20 protein-coding genes, 1 tRNA gene and 2 pseudogenes are annotated in these 17,453 nt (G+C 70.2%); 17 read left to right on the plus strand and 6 right to left on the minus strand.

From position 1 onward, the window contains the following. Nucleotides 1–200 precede the first annotated feature (200 nt). Together LCH29_RS28805 and LCH29_RS28810 are read left to right on the plus strand one after the other, a co-directional pair. Nucleotides 201–1,715: an FG-GAP and VCBS repeat-containing protein gene (locus tag LCH29_RS28805; protein ID WP_446464611.1), complete on the plus strand. Its 1,515-nt coding sequence runs from the start codon at nucleotides 201–203 to the stop codon at nucleotides 1,713–1,715. Between the two features lie 127 nt (nucleotides 1,716–1,842). Then, nucleotides 1,843–2,817, plus strand: a complete 975-nt coding sequence (locus LCH29_RS28810; RefSeq protein ID WP_446464612.1) for a Yip1 family protein — start codon at nucleotides 1,843–1,845, stop codon at nucleotides 2,815–2,817. 44 nt (nucleotides 2,818–2,861) lie between these two features. Here LCH29_RS28810 and LCH29_RS28815 read toward each other — a convergent pair whose 3' ends face one another. Together LCH29_RS28815 and dcd are read right to left on the minus strand one after the other, a co-directional pair. Beyond that, the gene (locus LCH29_RS28815) at nucleotides 2,862–3,359 is read right to left on the minus strand and encodes a phosphoribosyltransferase (protein WP_446464613.1); all 498 of its coding nucleotides are present in this window, start codon (nucleotides 3,357–3,359) and stop codon (nucleotides 2,862–2,864) included. 6 nt (nucleotides 3,360–3,365) lie between these two features. Further along, nucleotides 3,366–3,941, minus strand: coding sequence for a dCTP deaminase (gene dcd, locus LCH29_RS28820; RefSeq protein ID WP_009716281.1), 576 nt, complete (start codon nucleotides 3,939–3,941; stop codon nucleotides 3,366–3,368). A gap of 577 nt (nucleotides 3,942–4,518) precedes the next feature. Between dcd and LCH29_RS28825 the strand changes: the two genes are divergently transcribed. The 10 genes and pseudogenes from LCH29_RS28825 to LCH29_RS28870 form a co-directional block, all read left to right on the plus strand. After that, nucleotides 4,519–4,592 (plus strand) — tRNA-Gly (locus LCH29_RS28825). Nucleotides 4,593–4,767: 175 nt separating this feature from the next. Next, nucleotides 4,768–5,094, plus strand: a complete 327-nt coding sequence (locus LCH29_RS28830; protein ID WP_446464614.1) for a hypothetical protein — start codon at nucleotides 4,768–4,770, stop codon at nucleotides 5,092–5,094. Continuing rightward, nucleotides 5,094–5,735 (plus strand): nucleotidyl transferase AbiEii/AbiGii toxin family protein, encoded by a 642-nt coding sequence (locus LCH29_RS28835; protein ID WP_446464615.1) that lies wholly within the window; start codon nucleotides 5,094–5,096, stop codon nucleotides 5,733–5,735. Before LCH29_RS28830 ends, LCH29_RS28835 begins: the two co-directional genes overlap by 1 nt. Nucleotides 5,736–6,002: 267 nt before the next feature. Continuing rightward, nucleotides 6,003–6,200, plus strand: coding sequence for a hypothetical protein (locus LCH29_RS28840; protein ID WP_446464616.1), 198 nt, complete (start codon nucleotides 6,003–6,005; stop codon nucleotides 6,198–6,200). Between the two features lie 1,253 nt (nucleotides 6,201–7,453). Beyond that, nucleotides 7,454–7,693 (plus strand): ribbon-helix-helix protein, CopG family, encoded by a 240-nt coding sequence (locus LCH29_RS28845; protein ID WP_446464617.1) that lies wholly within the window; start codon nucleotides 7,454–7,456, stop codon nucleotides 7,691–7,693. Beyond that, nucleotides 7,690–8,124, plus strand: coding sequence for a PIN domain-containing protein (locus LCH29_RS28850; protein WP_446464618.1), 435 nt, complete (start codon nucleotides 7,690–7,692; stop codon nucleotides 8,122–8,124). Before LCH29_RS28845 ends, LCH29_RS28850 begins: the two co-directional genes overlap by 4 nt. Before the next feature lie 60 nt (nucleotides 8,125–8,184). Further along, nucleotides 8,185–8,985, plus strand: coding sequence for an MFS transporter (locus tag LCH29_RS28855; RefSeq protein ID WP_446464619.1), 801 nt, complete (start codon nucleotides 8,185–8,187; stop codon nucleotides 8,983–8,985). 66 nt (nucleotides 8,986–9,051) lie between these two features. Beyond that, nucleotides 9,052–9,567, plus strand: coding sequence for a MarR family winged helix-turn-helix transcriptional regulator (locus LCH29_RS28860; RefSeq protein WP_446464620.1), 516 nt, complete (start codon nucleotides 9,052–9,054; stop codon nucleotides 9,565–9,567). Beyond that, nucleotides 9,564–10,802, plus strand: coding sequence for a multidrug effflux MFS transporter (locus LCH29_RS28865; protein WP_446464621.1), 1,239 nt, complete (start codon nucleotides 9,564–9,566; stop codon nucleotides 10,800–10,802). The genes LCH29_RS28860 and LCH29_RS28865 overlap by 4 nt, the downstream gene beginning before the upstream one ends. A 73-nt stretch (nucleotides 10,803–10,875) precedes the next feature. Continuing rightward, nucleotides 10,876–11,135, plus strand: a pseudogene (locus LCH29_RS28870) (arsenic resistance protein); the annotation flags it as partial. Nucleotides 11,136–11,377: 242 nt separating this feature from the next. Here the strand turns inward: LCH29_RS28870 and LCH29_RS28875 are convergent. Beyond that, nucleotides 11,378–11,944 (minus strand): rhodanese-like domain-containing protein, encoded by a 567-nt coding sequence (locus tag LCH29_RS28875; protein ID WP_446464622.1) that lies wholly within the window; start codon nucleotides 11,942–11,944, stop codon nucleotides 11,378–11,380. A gap of 75 nt (nucleotides 11,945–12,019) precedes the next feature. Here LCH29_RS28875 and LCH29_RS28880 point away from each other — a divergent pair, with 75 nt between their 5' ends. Continuing rightward, nucleotides 12,020–12,298, plus strand: a complete 279-nt coding sequence (locus LCH29_RS28880) for a metal-sensitive transcriptional regulator (RefSeq protein ID WP_446464623.1) — start codon at nucleotides 12,020–12,022, stop codon at nucleotides 12,296–12,298. Nucleotides 12,299–12,338: 40 nt separating this feature from the next. Here LCH29_RS28880 and LCH29_RS28885 read toward each other — a convergent pair whose 3' ends face one another. From LCH29_RS28885 to LCH29_RS28895, 3 genes are read right to left on the minus strand one after another with little or no spacing between them, the layout of a single operon-like run. After that, the gene (locus LCH29_RS28885; protein ID WP_446464624.1) at nucleotides 12,339–13,052 is read right to left on the minus strand and encodes a sulfite exporter TauE/SafE family protein; all 714 of its coding nucleotides are present in this window, start codon (nucleotides 13,050–13,052) and stop codon (nucleotides 12,339–12,341) included. Beyond that, complete coding sequence (locus LCH29_RS28890) at nucleotides 13,049–13,396, minus strand: rhodanese-like domain-containing protein (RefSeq protein WP_446464625.1); 348 nt, start codon at nucleotides 13,394–13,396, stop codon at nucleotides 13,049–13,051. The genes LCH29_RS28885 and LCH29_RS28890 overlap by 4 nt, the downstream gene beginning before the upstream one ends. A 37-nt stretch (nucleotides 13,397–13,433) precedes the next feature. After that, nucleotides 13,434–14,798 carry an MBL fold metallo-hydrolase gene (locus LCH29_RS28895; protein WP_446464626.1) on the minus strand — a complete coding sequence of 455 codons (1,365 nt, stop codon included), beginning with the start codon at nucleotides 14,796–14,798 and terminating at the stop codon, nucleotides 13,434–13,436. A 384-nt stretch (nucleotides 14,799–15,182) separates the two neighbouring features. Between LCH29_RS28895 and LCH29_RS28900 the strand changes: the two genes are divergently transcribed. The 4 genes and pseudogenes from LCH29_RS28900 to LCH29_RS28915 all read left to right on the plus strand — a co-directional run. Next, nucleotides 15,183–15,467, plus strand: a complete 285-nt coding sequence (locus LCH29_RS28900; RefSeq protein WP_446464627.1) for a DUF1540 domain-containing protein — start codon at nucleotides 15,183–15,185, stop codon at nucleotides 15,465–15,467. 247 nt (nucleotides 15,468–15,714) lie between these two features. Continuing rightward, a pseudogene (locus LCH29_RS28905) lies at nucleotides 15,715–16,128 on the plus strand (SAM-dependent methyltransferase); the annotation flags it as partial. 87 nt (nucleotides 16,129–16,215) lie between these two features. Then, nucleotides 16,216–16,707 carry a MarR family winged helix-turn-helix transcriptional regulator gene (locus LCH29_RS28910; protein WP_446464628.1) on the plus strand — a complete coding sequence of 164 codons (492 nt, stop codon included), beginning with the start codon at nucleotides 16,216–16,218 and terminating at the stop codon, nucleotides 16,705–16,707. Nucleotides 16,708–16,915: 208 nt separating this feature from the next. After that, nucleotides 16,916–17,453 (plus strand): chloride channel protein (locus tag LCH29_RS28915; protein WP_446464629.1); only part of this gene is annotated, 538 nt, incomplete at its 3' end.

Consider the following 17,453-nt stretch of genomic DNA (forward strand, 5'->3'; position numbering starts at 1 on the left):
TGTCCCGGACAGCCCTTGTGCTCCAAAGGTCATCTTTACAGTCAAGCGGACTGATCACTCCCGGAACCTCCGGAACCCACCGGCCCCCGGATCGCCGGGACCCGTGCCGGGGCCGCGCCGTGGGGGTTGCCGCGACGCCGTGCGGGGTGCCGCGACCGTACGGGTTGCCGCGGCCGTGCCGCATGGGTTAGGGGTGACCGATGACGCCCGCGCCTCCCTCCACCCCCACACGACCCCTCGGCCGCGCCGCCCTCACGACCTTCGGGGTCTGGGCCGGGGTGCTCGCGCTGCTCACCGGATGCGGCGCGGATGGCTCCGGCGACGGGCCACGGGACGAGCGCGGGTCCCGCGCGTCGGCCTCCGGCGGGGCCGTGCCCGGCGGAGGCGCCGCCCGAGGGGCCGGGTCCGGCGCGACCGCCCCCGTCCCGCGCGGCAAGGGCAGCAAGCTGCCCGACGACATCAACGGGGACCGCTACCCGGACCTCCAGCTTCCGGTCCCGCCCCGCAAGCGGGGCCTGCCCAGCCGGATCGCGTTCGTCCACGGCTCGCACGACGGCCTCCACCCCGGCACCCGCACCGTCCTCCGGCGGGCCGACCTGGGCCTGCCCGCCGACGACGTCGCCGTCGCGGGCGCGACCGAGGTGACCACCGCCGACCTCGACGGCGACGGCTACGCCGACGTGACCACCACCGGCGGCGAGCGGCTGAGCGCCGCCGAGGCCAAGCGCACCCGCGCCACGGTGCGGACCGCCCCGTACATCGCCTGGGGCAGCGCGGGCGGCCCGCCGCACGCCCGCTCAGCCGCCCGCGTCCAGCTCACCGGCCCCACCGATTCCGTCGACCCCCAGCGCCCCACCGTCGGCGACTTCAACGGCGACGGCCACCACGACCTGGCGCTGGTCCGCGCGAACCGCCGCTCGTTCCTCGTCCTCTACGGGCCGTTCAGCCGCGCGGGCAAGCCCGCCAGGACCGTGCCGTACCGCAGCCCGTTCCGCGGCGGGCACGCCGAGATCGGCGACCTCGTCGCCGACCGGATCCGCGGCGACCGCCCCACCGACCTGGTCGTGCACGGCCTCAGCGCCGCCGCCCAGTCCGGCTCCGCCCTCCTGACCGCGGGCCCGCGGGGGCTGCGCCACACCGGGCGCGCACTGCGCGAGGGCGACTCGATCGCGTTCGGCGACTTCAACGGGGACGCCCGCCGGGATGTCGCCGTCGGCGCCAGCGGCACCCGCGCCGACGAGGGCGGCGACGCGACGGAGAAGCCGGACATCGGCCGCACGGTGAGCGTCTACTACGGCACCGCCACGGGCCGCTACGTCCGCTCCTCCCCCTCCCTCCCGGTGCCGGGCATGTCGGGGATGATGATGTCCGCCGACACCGACGGCGACGGCGCCGACGAGCTGGCCGTCCCGCTCGGCTCCGGCGGCGCCCGGCTGCTGGCCCCGCGCCCCGGGCGCCTCGCCACCGCCCGCCACACCCTCGCCCGCACCGTCCCGGCCCGGGTGGACGGCAAGCCCGTACGCGAGGACGAGCGCGCCGCCCGGCTCTACGGCGCGGCGGACTTCGACCACGACGGCAAGGACGAGATCGTGCTCGCCTGGGGCCCGGGCATCGCCTTCTCCCTGTACGGCGAACGGCCCGAGCAATGGTGGATCACGAACGGCACCCGCGACAAGATCACCTTCTCCAGCAGGCCCTTCACGGCGGCCGGTTAGCACCAACTGGAGGTTCGCACGGGGGATAACCCCCCGGGGTCCCCCTAAGGGATGTCACAGCTCGGCAGCAATGCCGGGCCTGTCCCCCCGCTCCGGCACCCCACCCTCCGCGACCGGGTACGTTCGAATGGTGGCTGGATTCAGGATCGGACGCGGACGGGACTCCCACTCCGCGCAACAAGGGCAGCAGCAGCGACCGCAGCAGCCGCCGCACGGGTCGCAGGACCCGTACGGCCGGACGCAGCCGCAGTGGCAGCAGCCCGCTACACAGGGAGAGCCGGAGTACTTCGGCAGTCAGGACCCGTACTACGGCCCCGGCGGCGGCCCTGGCCCGGACCAGGGCTACGGCCAGGGCGGTCAGGGCGGCGCGTACAGACCAGGACCCGGCAGGCCGGGCGGCCCCGGCGGCCCTGGGGCGTACGCCGACAACAACGCCGGGCACACGCAGGCGTTCAGCGTGGGCGAGGCGCCCGACGCGTACGACCCGTACGGCCAGGGCCCCGGTTCGTACGACGACGGCAGCACCTACCGCGCCGGCTCCTCCACCGCCCCGCCCGCCGGTCCCCGGCTGCACTGGAAGCAGCTGCTGAGCGGCATCGTGCTGCGCCCGGCGGCCACCTTCTGGCAGATGCGCGACTACACGGTGTGGGTCCCGGCCCTCATCGTGACCTTCGTCTACGGCCTGCTGGCGGTCTTCGGCTTCGACGACGCCCGTAAGGACGTCCTGAACGCCCCGATGGCCAACAGCATCCCGTGGATCCTCAGCGCGGGCGTCGCCTTCGTCATCAGCGCCCTGGTGCTCGGCGCGGTCACCCACACCCTCGCCCGCCAGCTCGGCGGCGACGGCACCTGGGGACCGACGATCGGCCTCTCCATGCTGATCATGTCGATCACCGACGCGCCGCGGCTGCTGTTCGCGCTCTTCCTGGGCGGCGACAGCCCCCTGGTGCAGGTGCTGGGCTGGGCGACCTGGCTGGCGTCGGGCTTCCTGTTCACCTCCATGGTGAGCAAGTCGCACGACCTGCCGTGGCAGAAGGCGCTGGGGGCGTCGGCGATCCAGCTGATCGCGCTGCTGTCGCTGCTGAAGCTGGGAACCCTGTAAGCAAGGGGCCCGCTCCGGGCCCCTTGCCTCTTGCCCCCTTACGCTTACGCGTCGAGCACCTGCCCGTCACGCCGCACGACGGGCGGCTCGACACTCCAGGGGAAGTTGATCCACCGCTCGGTGCGCTTCCACACGTACTCGCACTTCACGAGCGACTGCGACTTCTCGTAGATCACGGCGCTGCGCACCTCGGCGACGGTCCCGAGGCAGAAGTCGCGGACCAGCTTCAGCGTCTTGCCGGTGTCCGCGACATCGTCCGCGATCAGCACCTTCTTGTCGGAGAAGTCGATCGCGTCGGGCGCCGGCGCGAGCATCACCGGCATGTCGAGGGTGGTGCCCACCCCCGTGTAGAACTCCACGTTCACCAGGTGGATGTTCTTGCAGTCCAGCGCGTACGCCAGCCCACCGGCGACGAAGACCCCGCCGCGGGCTATGGACAGCACGATGTCCGGCTCGTACCCGTCGTCCGCGATGGCCTGCGCCAGCTCGCGGACGGCCGTGCCGAAGCGCTCGTACGAAAGGTTCTCGCGCTCCTCAACCACGGCCGGTCACACCTTCGTCCGATGAAAATTCTGGAACGACCGCGAAGGCGTGGGCCCACGCTGCCCCTGGTAGCGGGAGCCGTACTTCACCGAGCCGTACGGATGCTCGGCGGGCGAGGTCAGCCGGAACATGCACAGCTGCCCGATCTTCATCCCCGGCCACAGCTTGATCGGCAGCGTCGCCACGTTCGACAGCTCGAGCGTCACATGGCCCGAGAACCCCGGGTCGATGAACCCGGCCGTCGAGTGCGTCAGCAGCCCCAGTCGACCCAGGCTCGACTTCCCCTCCAGCCGCGAGGCGATGTCCACGGGCAGCGAGACCACCTCGTACGTCGAGGCGAGCACGAACTCCCCGGGATGCAGGATGAACGCCTCATCCCCCTCCGGCTCCACCAGCCGCGTCAGATCCGGCTGCTCCACCGCCGGATCGATATGCGGATAGCGATGGTTCTCGAAGACCCGGAAGAACCGGTCCAACCTGACGTCGATGCTCGACGGCTGCACCATCGCCGGGTCATACGGATCGATCCGCACCCGTCCGGCGTCGATCTCCGTCCGGATGTCCTTGTCTGAGAGAAGCACGGAACGAGGATACGCAAACCACCCCCACCCCATGCCGCGGGCCCGCTCCCACCGCGCGTGACGGCCCCGTCCCATGACGCGGGCCCGGCCCCACCGGGGACCGGGCCCGCGCCCACGATCTTCGTTCGACTACCGCAACTACCCGCTACCCCTGCGGCTCCTACCGCTCCTCGCGCCCCACCGGCACCGCATGCCGGAGCCTGGCGCAACGCGGACACCGCAGCAGCCGCCCGGGCCCGATGCGGTCCACCGTGAGGTGCCGCATCGGGAACGAAGCGGTGCTGAACACATGCCCTTCGGCACAACGGACGACGGTGCGCTCCATTGAGTCCCTTCCCCATAAACGTGGACGACGCGGACGACAAAAGCCACATTAGGGGATCAACCGCACACCGCTCCACGCGGCACTCCGCCCCCCACGGTACGCCCCAACTCCCCCACCCCCACAGCACCTTCCGCCACTTCACCCACCTGACATCACCCCCGAAAAGCACGAAAACCCCACAGCGAATGCGCCGGGGGTCAGCCATGGGGTACAGTGAGCGACGATGCGGCACCGAGAGATCGGGGCCTACTCGCGGGTGTAGTTTAATGGTAGAACATGAGCTTCCCAAGCTCAGAGCGCGAGTTCGATTCTCGTCACCCGCTCCATAGCAAAGGCCCAGGTCACAGACCCGGGCCTTGTTTGTTGTCTAGACCTCTCCGGGGCCGCCGTGCCCGATCCGTGCGGGATTCCGTTCCGCGCCCCGGCGGCAGCGTTCACTCCCTCGGGCACTCATCCGCACTGCCGATGCCCTCGGCAGTCCACATCAGGCATGCTGGACCCATGAGCAGGTATGCAGCGGCGAAGCCGTACGTACTGCCGGAATCGCTCGCCGAGCTGAACGGCCCGACGACCGGCAACGTCACCCTGCCGCGCCATATCGACTGGGGACCGCGCTACGTCTACGACCTGGCCGACGAAGCAGACTTCCGGCTGATGTACGAGCGCGTCATCCGCGAGGCCCAGACGCGCGACGACCTCAAGACCTATCTGCACACCACACCTCTGCGAGAAGTGTGGCGAGACCTGTTCTTGCCCTCCCCGGTCCGGGCGGCCTGGGAAGCTCGCTTCCCCGAACTCCGCGGGTCCAGCACGACGGCTGCCGCCTAGTGGACGAACTGCACCACCAACTGATCCGCATCGGGCTGGACGCGCTTGCCGAGGACTACGGGTACGCCCTCGCGGGCGGATACGCCGTCCAGGCCCACCACATCGTCACCCGTGTCAGTGACGACGTGGACCTCTTCGCGCCGTTCGACAGAGCGAGCCGCGAGATGAGCCAGGCCGCAGAACGGATCACCACCGCCTACGAAGCCGCCGGATACGCCGTCGAGCAAGCCCACTTGACCCCCACCTACACCAGGTTGAACGTCACCGACACCGCCTCGGGCACGCAGAGCAAGGTGGAGCTCGTCGCCGAGTTCTTGCACCACGCACCAGTCGAATCCGAGCTGGGCCCGGTCCTGCACCGCGACGATGTCGCCGCAGGCAAGACCAGCGCACTGTTCACCCGAGCCGAGGTCCGCGACGCCATCGACGTCGCGGGACTGCTGGACGCCGGCTACACCCGCGACCAGCTCATGGCACTCGCCGCACAGAACGACGCCGGATTCGACCGCCGTATGTTCGCCGACTCACTCGGCCGCATCCAGCGGTACAGCGACAAACAGTTCGCCGCCTACGATCTCGACGCCGACCAAGCCGCCGCCATTCGCGCCACCTTCGCCGAGTGGCAGCAACAACTAGTCTGAACTGCGCTCCGCCACCACGATTGCCGAAAACATCCAGGCACCGTGCAAGCGGCCCGGCGGGACGGGCCGTCGCTCCTGTCGCCGCCCTGTTCCAGGCCGACCGCCGAGCCGGGTGCCAGCAGCGAGCCCTTTGGCCTAGGAGAAAGCCGATCGCTCCGGAGGCTCCGCAGCTTTATGCACCTCCCCGTCCGGGTCCCGCGTCGGGCAAGGCCAGTGGCCACTCGCAACTCGGGCAGGCCACGCACCTTCCAGGACTCGCCGACCTTGGTGAAGTACGGGCAGGTCTCCGTCACCGATGGTGACAGCGCAAAGGGATACCGCTCGGCCTCTGCCCACCAGATCATTGATGCGGTCACGATCTTGGCGCCAGAGGAGTACGGCGCCATACACGCCGAGGATCTGGTGAAGTTCTGCAGGGAGTACTACAACAGGCTCGATGGAGGTCTGGCTGACACCGCTGGCTGACACCAGGAGGATGTGCCCGCCGGGCTCGTGCCCGATGCGTGCCCGATCGGGCAGTGAATGACGGTCAATCGGGGGCTCTGACGAGCCCCGCCAGGTCGCTGCCAGCCGCTCGTTCCCACAGGTCAGAGTCGGTTGCCTCATGATAAGCCCGGTGATTCCCAAGCTCAGAGCGCGAGTTCGATTCTCGTCACCCGCTCCAGACAGAAGCCCCAGGCCAGCGGCCCGGGGCTTCTTTGCTGCCCGGACGGCACGCAGCATCGTGCGCCAGGTCCTGTGCCACCCGAGGAACCTCCCAGGAGCTCTGCGACCGAGCGCTATCGTGGCACCAGAGTCGGACGACAGGGAGAGTCGCGATGACTACCGCCCACGACTACAGCGATCTGTACGACATCATCGAGCGCCTTGCGCCTGAGCAGGTCGAGTAGCTGCGTCGGCACGCCCTGCGCCTGGTGAAGACACCACCACCGAGCCGTTTCCGCGTCCTCAGGAGTTTCGAGGGCCCGTCGGACGACCTCGGAGCCCGCTCCAAGGACATCGCCCGTGAGGAGCTCGGCGAAGCCGATGCTGATCGTTGATACCGGACCCATCGTCGCCCTGCTCAACCGGAACGACCCGTCGCCACCAGCTCGACGGAGCCGAGACCATCATCAGCATCGCCGAGCACGAACGCGCCAAGCGCAAGGTGTCGGGTCTCGGGTGATGGTTGACGGTTCGGCGTCGGGTGATGCTTGGCCTCTGTCCTAGACGCGGTGGGCCCACTTTCTCTGCTCGGACCGGATCGCGACCAATTCCCGCCCCCTCTTGATGGGAGACTTCTGAATTTTCAGCTCGGAACCGTCGAGTACGAGATCTGGCTGCGGCGCAGACGGTGGAGAAGAGACGACATCGAGCACTGTGGCAATACAAGCGCCGAAATTGAAGATGAGCGATTCGTTATCGAGAGCGAAGTCGTCCAGTGCTACATCTCGGCGACCTGCATTGCGAATCTTCAACTCGACAAGGCGTGCTTGAACCAGCGGCACCGGAGAAGCGCTGGTGAAACGAAGACAGGGCAAGGAGCACCGCTAGCAGTGGTCGGCACTAGGCTCTGGTTTCTGCACTCTTCCCAGGTGATGCACTTTTGGGGATTGTCGGGCCTGATCGTGACCCAGACACCCAGCGCCCCGATAGCGAGTCCGACCACAGCGCCGATGAGAGCGGTCCACATGTCATTTGACCCAGACAGAAGCATATGGCGCTGGTACCATAACCACATGGCACTGAAGAAGACGACTGTCATGGTCGACGAAGAGGATCTCGCACTGATCAAGGCAGCCGCCGTACGAGAGGGCCGATCCGAGTCGGAGTATTTCCGGGAGGCGTTCCACCTCGCGGCCCTGCGTACCCAGCGCTGGGACGAGGACTGGGACATTCCCCGCCTTGATTTCGGCGGTCCGGTCACCGCCGAAGAGATCGACCGGGCGGTCTCGGACGGCGTGGCGGACGGCGAGTGATCGTCGTCGGCGATACTTCCGGTCTGGTCGCTGCCCTCAACACCTCGGACCCCGAGCACATGGCTGCGCGCACCGCTATGCGTCAGGCCGCACTCACCGTGGTCTCACCCCTCGTGATCCTTGAGATCGAACACATCACCACCCGCAATGTCGATCGCCGCGCAGCCCACGCGGTGAACGACTGGCTCCTGACACAGGAACACACCGGACGCGTGGCCGTTCCCAAGGTGTCTGCCGGTACCCTGCGCAAGGCTCGCAAGGTCCAGGACCGCTACGCAGCCCTGCGGCTCGATCTGACCGATGCCGTGAACGTCGTCCTGACTGAGGCGTACGACACCGAGATCATCCTGACCCTTGACCGCCGGGACTTCAGAGCCATCACCCCGCTCACCGGCACCCACGCCTTCCGGCTGCTGCCAGACGACCTCTAGCCGCCTGCGCCTTCGTGCCAGATGCGTGCCAGAACCGCTACGGGCAACAGGAACTCAGCGGTGTTGTGGCTGGCGTGTGCGGCCCAGTTCATGGTGGTGCTGGACGTGTCGGTGGTGAACGTCGCGCTGCCCGCGATCCAGGACGCCCTGGGGTTCGACGGGGTGGGGTTGCAGTGGGTCGTCGGCGGCTACGCTCTGGTCTTCGCCGGGTTCCTGCTGCCCGGCGGGCGCCTGGCGGACCTGTACGGGCGCCGCCGGGTCTTCCTGTGGGGGCTGGCGCTGCTCGCGGCCTCCAGTCTGGCGGGCGGAGTGGCCACCACGCCGGGGCTGTTGATCGCGATGCGGGCCGTGCAAGGGCTGGGGGCCGCAGTGCTGGCTCCGGCCACGCTGACGATCCTGACCACCACCTTCGCCGAAGGGCCGTACCGCACCCGGGCCCTGGCCACCTGGACCGCGGTCAGCTCCGCCGGAGGGGCCGCGGGCAACCTGATCGGCGGCGTTCTCACCGACACCCTCACCTGGCGGTCGATCCTGCTGATCAACGTCCCCATCGGCGCGGCAGTCCTGCTCGCCGCGGCACGGCTGCTGCCCGCCGACCGCGCCCGCGGCGAGGCCGGGAAGCTCGACCTGCCGGGGGCGGTGCTGGCGACGCTCGGCGTGGGCGCGCTCGTCCACGGCGTCACCCAGGCCGGCACACACGGCTGGCACGCACCGACAACCGTGATCGGCCTCGCCGTGGGCGCTGCCGCACTGGCCGCGTTCGCGGCGGTCGAAGTCCGGTACGCGACAGCTCCGTTGCTGCCGCGTTGGCGCTGCCCGCCCCGCACAGCCCGGACGAGCGGTACCCCGAGAGCAAGTTAAAGCTTCGTAAATAAGCACGCTTCCTGGGGTTGAGGTTCTTGAATACCAAGACTTAGCTTTCTACTTGTGGATAGTGACGCGGACAGTCAAGCGAACGCGGATCTCCTGCTGGCCGAGTCGTTGCGGTGGGGGGTGTCCCGACTGGCGTCCCGGCTCCGCGCCGAGCAGCCGGGAAGCGGCCGGACGCTGACGCGACTGGCGGCTTCGGTGCTGGCCAACCTCCGGCACGGCGGCGCGTTGACGCCCTCCGAACTGGCCGCCATCGAAGGCATGCAGGTGCAGTCCCTGACCCGGGTGCTCAACGAGCTGGAGGAGCAGGGTCGTATCCGCCGCTCGCGCAGCGAGGTGGACGCGCGCCGCCAGAACATCGCGATCACGGACGCGGGACGGGATGCGTTGCAGGAGCACGTCCGAGACGGCAACAGGTGGCTGGCGGAGGCACTGGGGCAGACGCTGTCGCCTGCCGAGCGCGGTGTGTTGCAGATCGCCGCCGGACTGCTGGAGCAGGTGGCCGCGGCCGAGGTCACCACGGAGGCGCGACGAAGGCCAACGGACGCGGAGGGGGCGGCTGCCCCGCTATGACCGCTCACCACACCGAGAACGCGCCCCGGCATCGTCACGCCCCTCGCGTCGCGGCCCGGCAACGGGTGCGGCTGCTCATGGTATTGGCCGGGCTGAGCGCGGCCAGTCCGCTGGCGACCGACATGTACGTTCCCGGGCTTCCGGACCTGGCACGTTCACTGGGGGCCGACGCCTCGGGCGCGCAGATGTCCCTGACCGGCTTCCTGGCGGGCATCATCGCCGGACAGCTCGTCCTGGGACCGCTCAGTGACGCGGTCGGGCGGCGCCCGGTCCTCCTCTCGGGGACCGCGCTGTTCACCCTCTTCTCCGTCGTGTGTGCACTGGCCCCGACCTTGGCCGTACTGAACGCGGCGCGGGTCGGGCAGGGCTTTTCGGGAGCGGCCGGGATCGTCATCGCCCGAGCGGTGGTCGCCGATCTTTTCGACGACGGTGAACTCGCCACGGTCTTCTCCCGGTTAGGAGCGATCAGCGCCACGGCCCCGGTCCTGGCCCCGCTGGCCGGGGGAGCCCTTCTGCTGGCGGTGTCCTGGCGTTACGTCTTCGCAGCCCTCGCCCTCATCGGCCTGCTCCTCGTCCTGGGCGTACTGCGCTGGGTCCCGGAATCCCATCCGCCACCCGCGCGCCTGACCGGAGGACTGGTCGCCAGCCTTCGCACCATCGGACAGGTCGCCGCCCAGCGCGCCGTCATCGCCCCGGTACTGACCCTGGCCTTCGGCGGGGCAGCCGTCTTCGCCTACATCGCCGGGACCACCTTCCTCTTCCAGGACATCTACCACCTCGCCCCGGCCCTTGGCAGCCTCGTCTACGGCGTCAACGCCATCGGCAACATGGCGGGCAGCCTGGCCTGCGGACGGTTGGCCAAACGCTGGTCCGCCGAAACCCTCCTCATCGCCAGCGCCGTGCTGGCGATGGCAGGCCCAGCGGCCCTGCTGCTCGTCCAGGTGACCGTCGGCAGCACCATGTCCATGACCTGGCTGTGTCTCCTGCTCTCCCTCACCGCGTTCGGGGTCTTCTTCCCCACCGTGGTCACCATCGCCCAACGCCGCGGACGCACAGCACCCGGAGCCACCTCCGCCCTCCTGGGCGGCGGCCAGTTCCTCCTCGGCGCGGCCGTCTCCCCACTGGTCGGACTGTTCGGCACCCACAGCCCCGCACCGATGGCAGCCATCATGACCATCTGCCTCGCCCTGGCCGCCCTCGCGGCCACCGCCACCCGGCTGACACACCAGCCCTGAGCGAAGCACAGGCGGGCTGGGACGCATCGAGTGCCCCAGCCCCGTACTCAGTCGTCAGACTTCCCGCACCCGGCACCTGGACATCTCCACCCGGAAGATCGTCCTCAACGTCGTCATCTTCCTCGGCATCCCGCTCCTCGCCGGGTTCCTCACCCGCCGCATCGGCGAGACCAGGCTCGGCCGCGAGCGGTACGAGAACGGCTTCCTGCCGAAGATCGGACCGTGGGCGCCGTACGGGCTGCTCTTCACGATCGTCATCCTCGTCGCCCTCCAGGGAAAACGATCACTTCCCAGCCCGGCGACGTCGCCCGGATCGCACTGCCGCTGCTGGTGATGCTGCCTTTGGTGTGCTGCGCCGACTCGCTTCTCCACTGTGACGGAGTCCACCCAACGGTACGTGGGTCAGCCCGAACGCCCAGCCGCCGACGAGAACGCCCGCGACGAGAAGGAGCCGCGAGGTGGGGAGAACCGGGCGAGCCGCCGGCCCCGAAGGCGAATCCGGGCCGCGCCGCCCGGCGAAGTCCAGCGCCTCTATGACCAGCCGCTCGCACCGGAGGGACGGCCGCCGGTAAGCGCTACCGGCTGAGGGCGTCGAGGGTGGCGTCGAGGTCGGTGGTGCGGGACTGGTTGTGGGGGAGTTTGGCGAGCAGGGCAGCCATGCCGCAGGTGTCGGTGACGGCGGAGAAGACGAGACCGCTGCCGATGGCGGCGGACAGCCAGCGGGCGGAGCGGTAGCGGGCGCCCAGGGCGAGACCGGCGATGACCAGGGATCCGGCAGCGAAGCGCACCTGGCGTTCCATGGGCCAGGTGGCCTTGGCCGCGTCGTCGCGGTGCACGGGGTGGCCGTGCTGCATCCAGGCGGTGGTGCCGCCGGTGAGATTGGTGGCGGGGATGTCGGCGGCGGTGAGCTGTTCGCAGGCGGTGGCGGAGCGGTTGCCGGAGGCGCAGACCATCAGCAGCCGGCCTCGGGCGGCTGCCGACTCGAGGGTGGGGAGTGCGATGGGAAGGTGGTCGAGGGGGATGTTGTGGGCGCCGGGGAGGTGGCCGGAGGCGTATTCGCCGGGGGTGCGTACGTCGATGACGGTGTAGTGGTGCAGCTCGTCGGCGGCCTGTGCGGGGTGGAGGACGGTGGGAGTGTTCACGTGCCGGGATTCCTTTCCTCGGAGGGGTGTCAAACGGTCTAGGATACCCTAGGGGGTATCCATGGAGGAGGAAGTGTGGAGCTGGAGATGGCGGCCGATGAGCTGAAGGGCGTACTCAACCGGCTGCGGCGAGCGCAGGGGCAGATCGCGGGGATCATCAAGATGATCGAGGACGGCCGGGACTGCGAGGATGTGATCACGCAGCTCGCAGCGGTCTCCAGGGCGCTGGACCGGGCCGGGTTCGCGATCATCGCCACCGGTCTGCAGCACTGCGTGGCCGAGGGCGGGCAAGCGGTCGGGGACCGGAAGCAGATGCGGGCGAGGCTGGAGAAGCTGTTCCTCTCCCTTGCCTGAGGCGTCCCTTGCCTGAGGCGTCCCCTGCCTGAGGTGCGGGTCATGTCAGCACATCGACGAGCATGAAGGCGGCCACGGCCAGCAGCGCGATCGCGAACGTCTGCTGAAGGCGGGATCCGGAGACTTTGCCGGCAAGGCGCTTGCCGTCCCAGGCGCCCAGGATCGCGGCCCCGGTGAACGGGCCGACGACCGCCCAGTCGAGTGTGGCGGCGGCATCGGAGCGGGTGACCAGGGAGGCCAGGGAGTTCACCGTGATGACCAGCAGGCTGGTGCCGACGGCGGCCCGCATCTCGAAGGCCAGCACGGTGACCAGGGCGGGAACCGCGAGGAAGCCTCCGCCCACTCCCAGCAAACCGGTCAGGACGCCCAGCCCGGCGCCGGTTCCCGTCCCGGGGGCGGCGGGCCGGAGCATGCGGACCGCTGTCAGAGCGGCGACGACGGCGAAGGCGGTGGTGAGGGCCGCTTGGGGCAGGCGGGCGGCGGCGGCTCCGGCCAGCGCGGCGGGCAGGATTCCGGCAGCGGCGAACGCCGCTCCGGCCCACCAGCGCACGTGGCCGGCGCGGGCGTGGGCGTACAAGGCCGTCAGCGAGGTGGCGGTGACGATGAGCAGGCTTGCGGTGGTGGCCGCCGCAGGGGTGAAACCGAGCAGGTAGATCAGGGCCGGGACGGCCAGGACACTGCCGCCCCCGCCGAGGGCGCCGAGGGCCAGGCCGACGACGGCCCCCGCACTCAGGGCCAGGATCAGGGCGCTCACGCTGTCCGGCCGTCCTGTTCACCCTCGCCGACCACCGGCAGTCCGGCCCCGGTCCGGGCGGTCATGCCGCCGGTGACGTCAACGGCGTCGACACCGTGGAAGGCCAGCAGCTTGGCGGCCTGCTGCGAGCGGTGCCCGGAGCAGCAAATCGCGGTCACGGGCCGACCCCGCACAGTATCCGGCAGGGCAGCTCCGGTCAGCACGCGGGTCAGCGGCAGGTGGATGGCGCCGGGCGCGTGCCCGGCCCGCCACTCGGCAGCTTCGCGCACGTCCAGCAGCACGGCATCGCAGGCGTGGGCCTGTTCGAGGGCAAGGCGGCCGAAGCCGCGGCGGAAGAGGAACATGACGTGCCTTCGCTGAGCGGTTGGGAAAAGAGCGGAGTCAGGGACGGGCGACGGTCAGGCCCGCGTCATGGGCGGCCTCGAAGCCGTCGTCGATGGCAACGACCTGGCGTCCGATCGCGTCCAGGAGAGAGGCGGCGATCGCCGCGCGCATCCCGCCGGCGCAGTGCACCCACACCGTCCCCGCCGGCACCTCGGCGAGGCGAGTGTGCAGCTCGTGGATCGGGATGTGCACCGAGCCCTCGACGTGCCCCTTGGCGCGCTCGGAATCGCGCCGCACATCGAGCACGACCACCTGCTCCTCCCGCTCGCAGGCGGTGGCCAGGTCGGCGAAGGCGGCACGGGGGAACGAGGCGAGGGCCTCGCCTGCGGGCACCCAGCCGGCCGGGTCGCCGGTGGCGGCCGCGGCCGGGCGGTCGATGCCGACCCTGACCAGCTCCCGCTGGGCGGCGGCAATCTGTGCGGAGGTCTCGGCGAGCAGGGTGACGGGCTTGCCCCACGGGATCAGCCAGGCCAGATACGTGGCGAGCTTGCCCTCGCCCTCGAAGTTGAAGGAGCCGGCCACATGGCCGTCAGCGAAGGCGACCCGGCTGCGCAGGTCCACCACCCACTCGCCCGCCGCCAGCCGCTTCGCGATCTGCGCGGCATCGGCGGGCTCGGGAGGGGTGAGGTCGACGGGCGCGGGACCGACGGCGTTGGCCGGCCCCATGTGCGCGTAGTAGGCGGGCACGTCCTCCAGACCGGCCAGCGTCCGCTCGACAAAGGTGTCCACGTCCAGGCTGAACGCGTCATTGCTCGCGCGTTCCTTGCCGATCGTGGTCGTGTCCCCCTCGGCCTGGGAAGAGGAGCAGAAGCTGCCGAAACCATGCGTGGGCAGCACCGGCACCCCGTCCTCCAGCTCGTCGGCGAGCCGGTGGGCGGAGGCGTGCTGGGCGCGGGCCAGCTGCTCGGTCAGCCTCGGCTCCACCAGGTCGGGACGGCCCACCGAGCCGATCAGCAGCGAGCCGCCGGTGAAGACCGCCACCGCGCGCCCGCCCTCCTCAAGCGCGTAGGAGGTGTGGTGCGGGGTGTGGCCCGGGGTCGCGATCGCGCGCAGCACCAGGTTCTCATCCACCTCGACCGTGTCGCCGTCCGCGACGGGAGCACGAGCGCAGGAGACGTCCGCGGCAGCCGGGACCAGGTAGCGGGCGCCGGCGAGCCGGGCCAGCTCCAGGCCACCGCTCACGTAGTCGTTGTGCACATGCGTCTCCGCCACGTACGCGATCCGCACCCCGCGCCGGGCAGCGGCGGCGATCACCTGATCGACGTCGCGCGGCGGATCGACCACCACCGCGGCCCGCGGACCACCGGCCAGGTAACTGCGGTTGCCCAGGCCCTCGATCTCCAGGGTGTCGATGAAGAACACGGGTATGACTCCTTCCCGGAACGGTGTACCCCCGGGGGTATTCCTCTCTCACCCTAACAGCAATACCTGGGGGGGTATTTTTCGAGGTGCAACGCACCCGTATCCGGCATTGCCTCCAAGACCCGGGTACCCGCCGGGGTACCGAGAAACCGGGGTCCTGCCACCTCGCCGTAGGGCAGCACCGAGCCGTGCGACCGCCGTGCGGGAGGTGTGCCGCCTGGTCCGCAGGACGCCCCAGGGGCATTGCCCCGTTCGGCGGGAGTCCGCTGGCCGTCGGCGGTGTCGACGCTCACGCTCGACTTGGTGGGCCCACGCTCACGTCAGCCGCCTGCCGCTTGCGGTCGGCGAGCCGGAGGAACACACCGACACGAGGAGACCGTCGTCATGGAAATGCCCGTCGTGACCGAGTGCACGGTCGAGGACTGCGCCTACAACCGCGACCGCGCCTGCCACGCCCTGGCCATCACCGTGGGCGATGTCCGGCACGCACACTGCGACACCTTCTTCCACGCCCCGGCCAAGGGCGGCGCCCCGTCCGCCACCGGCCGGGTCGGCGCGTGCAAGATGTCCGACTGCCGGCACAACGTCGACTTCGAATGCCACGCCCCCGGCATCGCCGTGGGCCACCAGCAGACCGAGGCCGACTGCCTGACCTACGCACCCGCCTGAGCCCCACGAGCGGCATCGTCGAGCAGGACCGCTGGTGAGCCTCCCGACCGGAGAACGCGATGGCCCGGGGCACGGACGGCCACGGCGTCGCCGCCGAAACGGTCGGCATCCGGCTCCTCCGGGTGCGCGCCCGGGTCATGTTTTCGTGGCCACGACGCGGCGAGCCCCATCAAGGTCCATGTGACGCGCAACCGTGACGCGATCGCCGACTACCTGGAGACGGTACGCGGCATGGGGCCGCCGTCGGCGGTGGACATCACCGTCGTCTTTGCCTCGCCCATCAGCACCTGACGCCGCGTCGCACGTCGAGGAGTTCGCGGTGGCCTTCGACGTCCCGTGGATCCGTGAGCAGCACGAGCGCATCGCTCACCACTGCGGAGTGAAGCCGAGATCCGCGGTGCGCCCGAGCGACAGCGACGCCATCCGGCTGGCGGGCCTGACGGGGCTGCGGGTCGCGCGCCGCCAGGTGCGCTGGAGCCGCACGGTCTCCGTGGACGTGCATCTCGCCAATATCGGCAGCCGTTCGGCGTTCCTCGTCCTTGATCGGGCTGACCGTCATGCCTTTTTCGCCGATGAGCGTGAGCTGCTGAGCCGGGCTTTCCCCGACGAGGCGGTGGAAGAGACCTACGTGGTCGATCTCCTGGTGGCGACCCGCCCCTGACGTTGCGCGGCGGGGACGGGACGGCATGAATGGCGCCCGATGAGCGGTGGGAACGCGGCGTCGGGAACGGGACGATAGAAAGGGCGTATGTCCCACCCTTCTCCAGCCTCCGAGTCCGATGCCGAGGCGATGGTCACCGCCCTGCTGACCGCGTCCCGGTTGCTCGTCGCCGTCTCCGCCCGGTCCCTGGCCGCGGTGGAGGAAACCCTGACGCTGCCTCAGTTCCGGATGCTGGTCGTTCTCGACGGCCGGGGACCGCTGAGCCTCTCCGGGCTGGCCGGGGAGCTGGGAGTGCAGCCGTCGACGGCCATGCGCATGATCGACCGGCTGGTCGCGGCGGGCATGGTCGCGCGGGGCGTCTCCGCCGAAGACCGGCGCACCAGTGTGATTTCCCTCACCAGGGAGGGGCGACGGATCGTGAACGAAGCCACGGGCCGACGGCGGCGGGAGATCGCACGCATCGTCGACGAAATGCCGTCAGGCAAGCGGCGCCATCTCATCGAAGCGCTGCGGGCTTTCACGGAAGCGGGCGGCGAGCCCTCGGTGGAGGGCGGCTCGCAGGCGCACGCGAGCTGGTGACCCCGGGGGTGGCTCCAGCGCGCGCACGACACGCTTCGGAGCCGCCCTTCACCTCCGACCCGGCCGGTGCCGTCTGTGCGCTGCACTCATTCTTTTGCATAATGCAAAGATGGGTAGTGAAACGATCGGTCTCCGGCGAACGCCGTCTCCTCCCGCGCGAGCGGGTGCCCGGCTGCTGAGCAGCGCGGGCCAGAGGCAGGGAGGGGTGATCGCGCTCGCGCTGCTCGTGGGGTGCGGGGCCGGGCTGGGGGCGATCGCCTTCCGGTGGCTGATCCAGACCTTCACCCGGCTGCTGTCGGGCCACGCCGACTACTCCGCCGCAGGTCACGCCGCCCATCCCGGACTGCCGTGGCTCGGCCCGTGGTTCGTGGTGCTGGCACCGGTGGTCGGCGGGCTGCTGTACGGGCCGCTGGTGCAGCGCTTCGCCAAGGAGGCGCGCGGGCACGGCGTGCCGGAGGTGATGTACGCCGTCGCCCATCGCGGAGGACGGATCGCCCCGCAGGTCGCGGTGGTCAAGGCGCTGGCGTCGGCGCTGTGCATGGGGTCGGGCGGCTCGGTGGGCCGGGAGGGGCCGATCGTGCAGATCGGTTCGGCGCTGGGATCGACCGTCGGGGGCGTGCTGCGGATGCCGGAGGACCGTCGGCGGCTGCTGGTCGCCTGCGGTGCGGCGGGCGGGATCGCCGCCACGTTCAACGCCCCGCTGGCCGGGGTGTTCTTCGCCATGGAGCTGATCCTGCGGGACTTCG

The organism is Streptomyces sp. BRA346 (assembly GCF_052851135.1).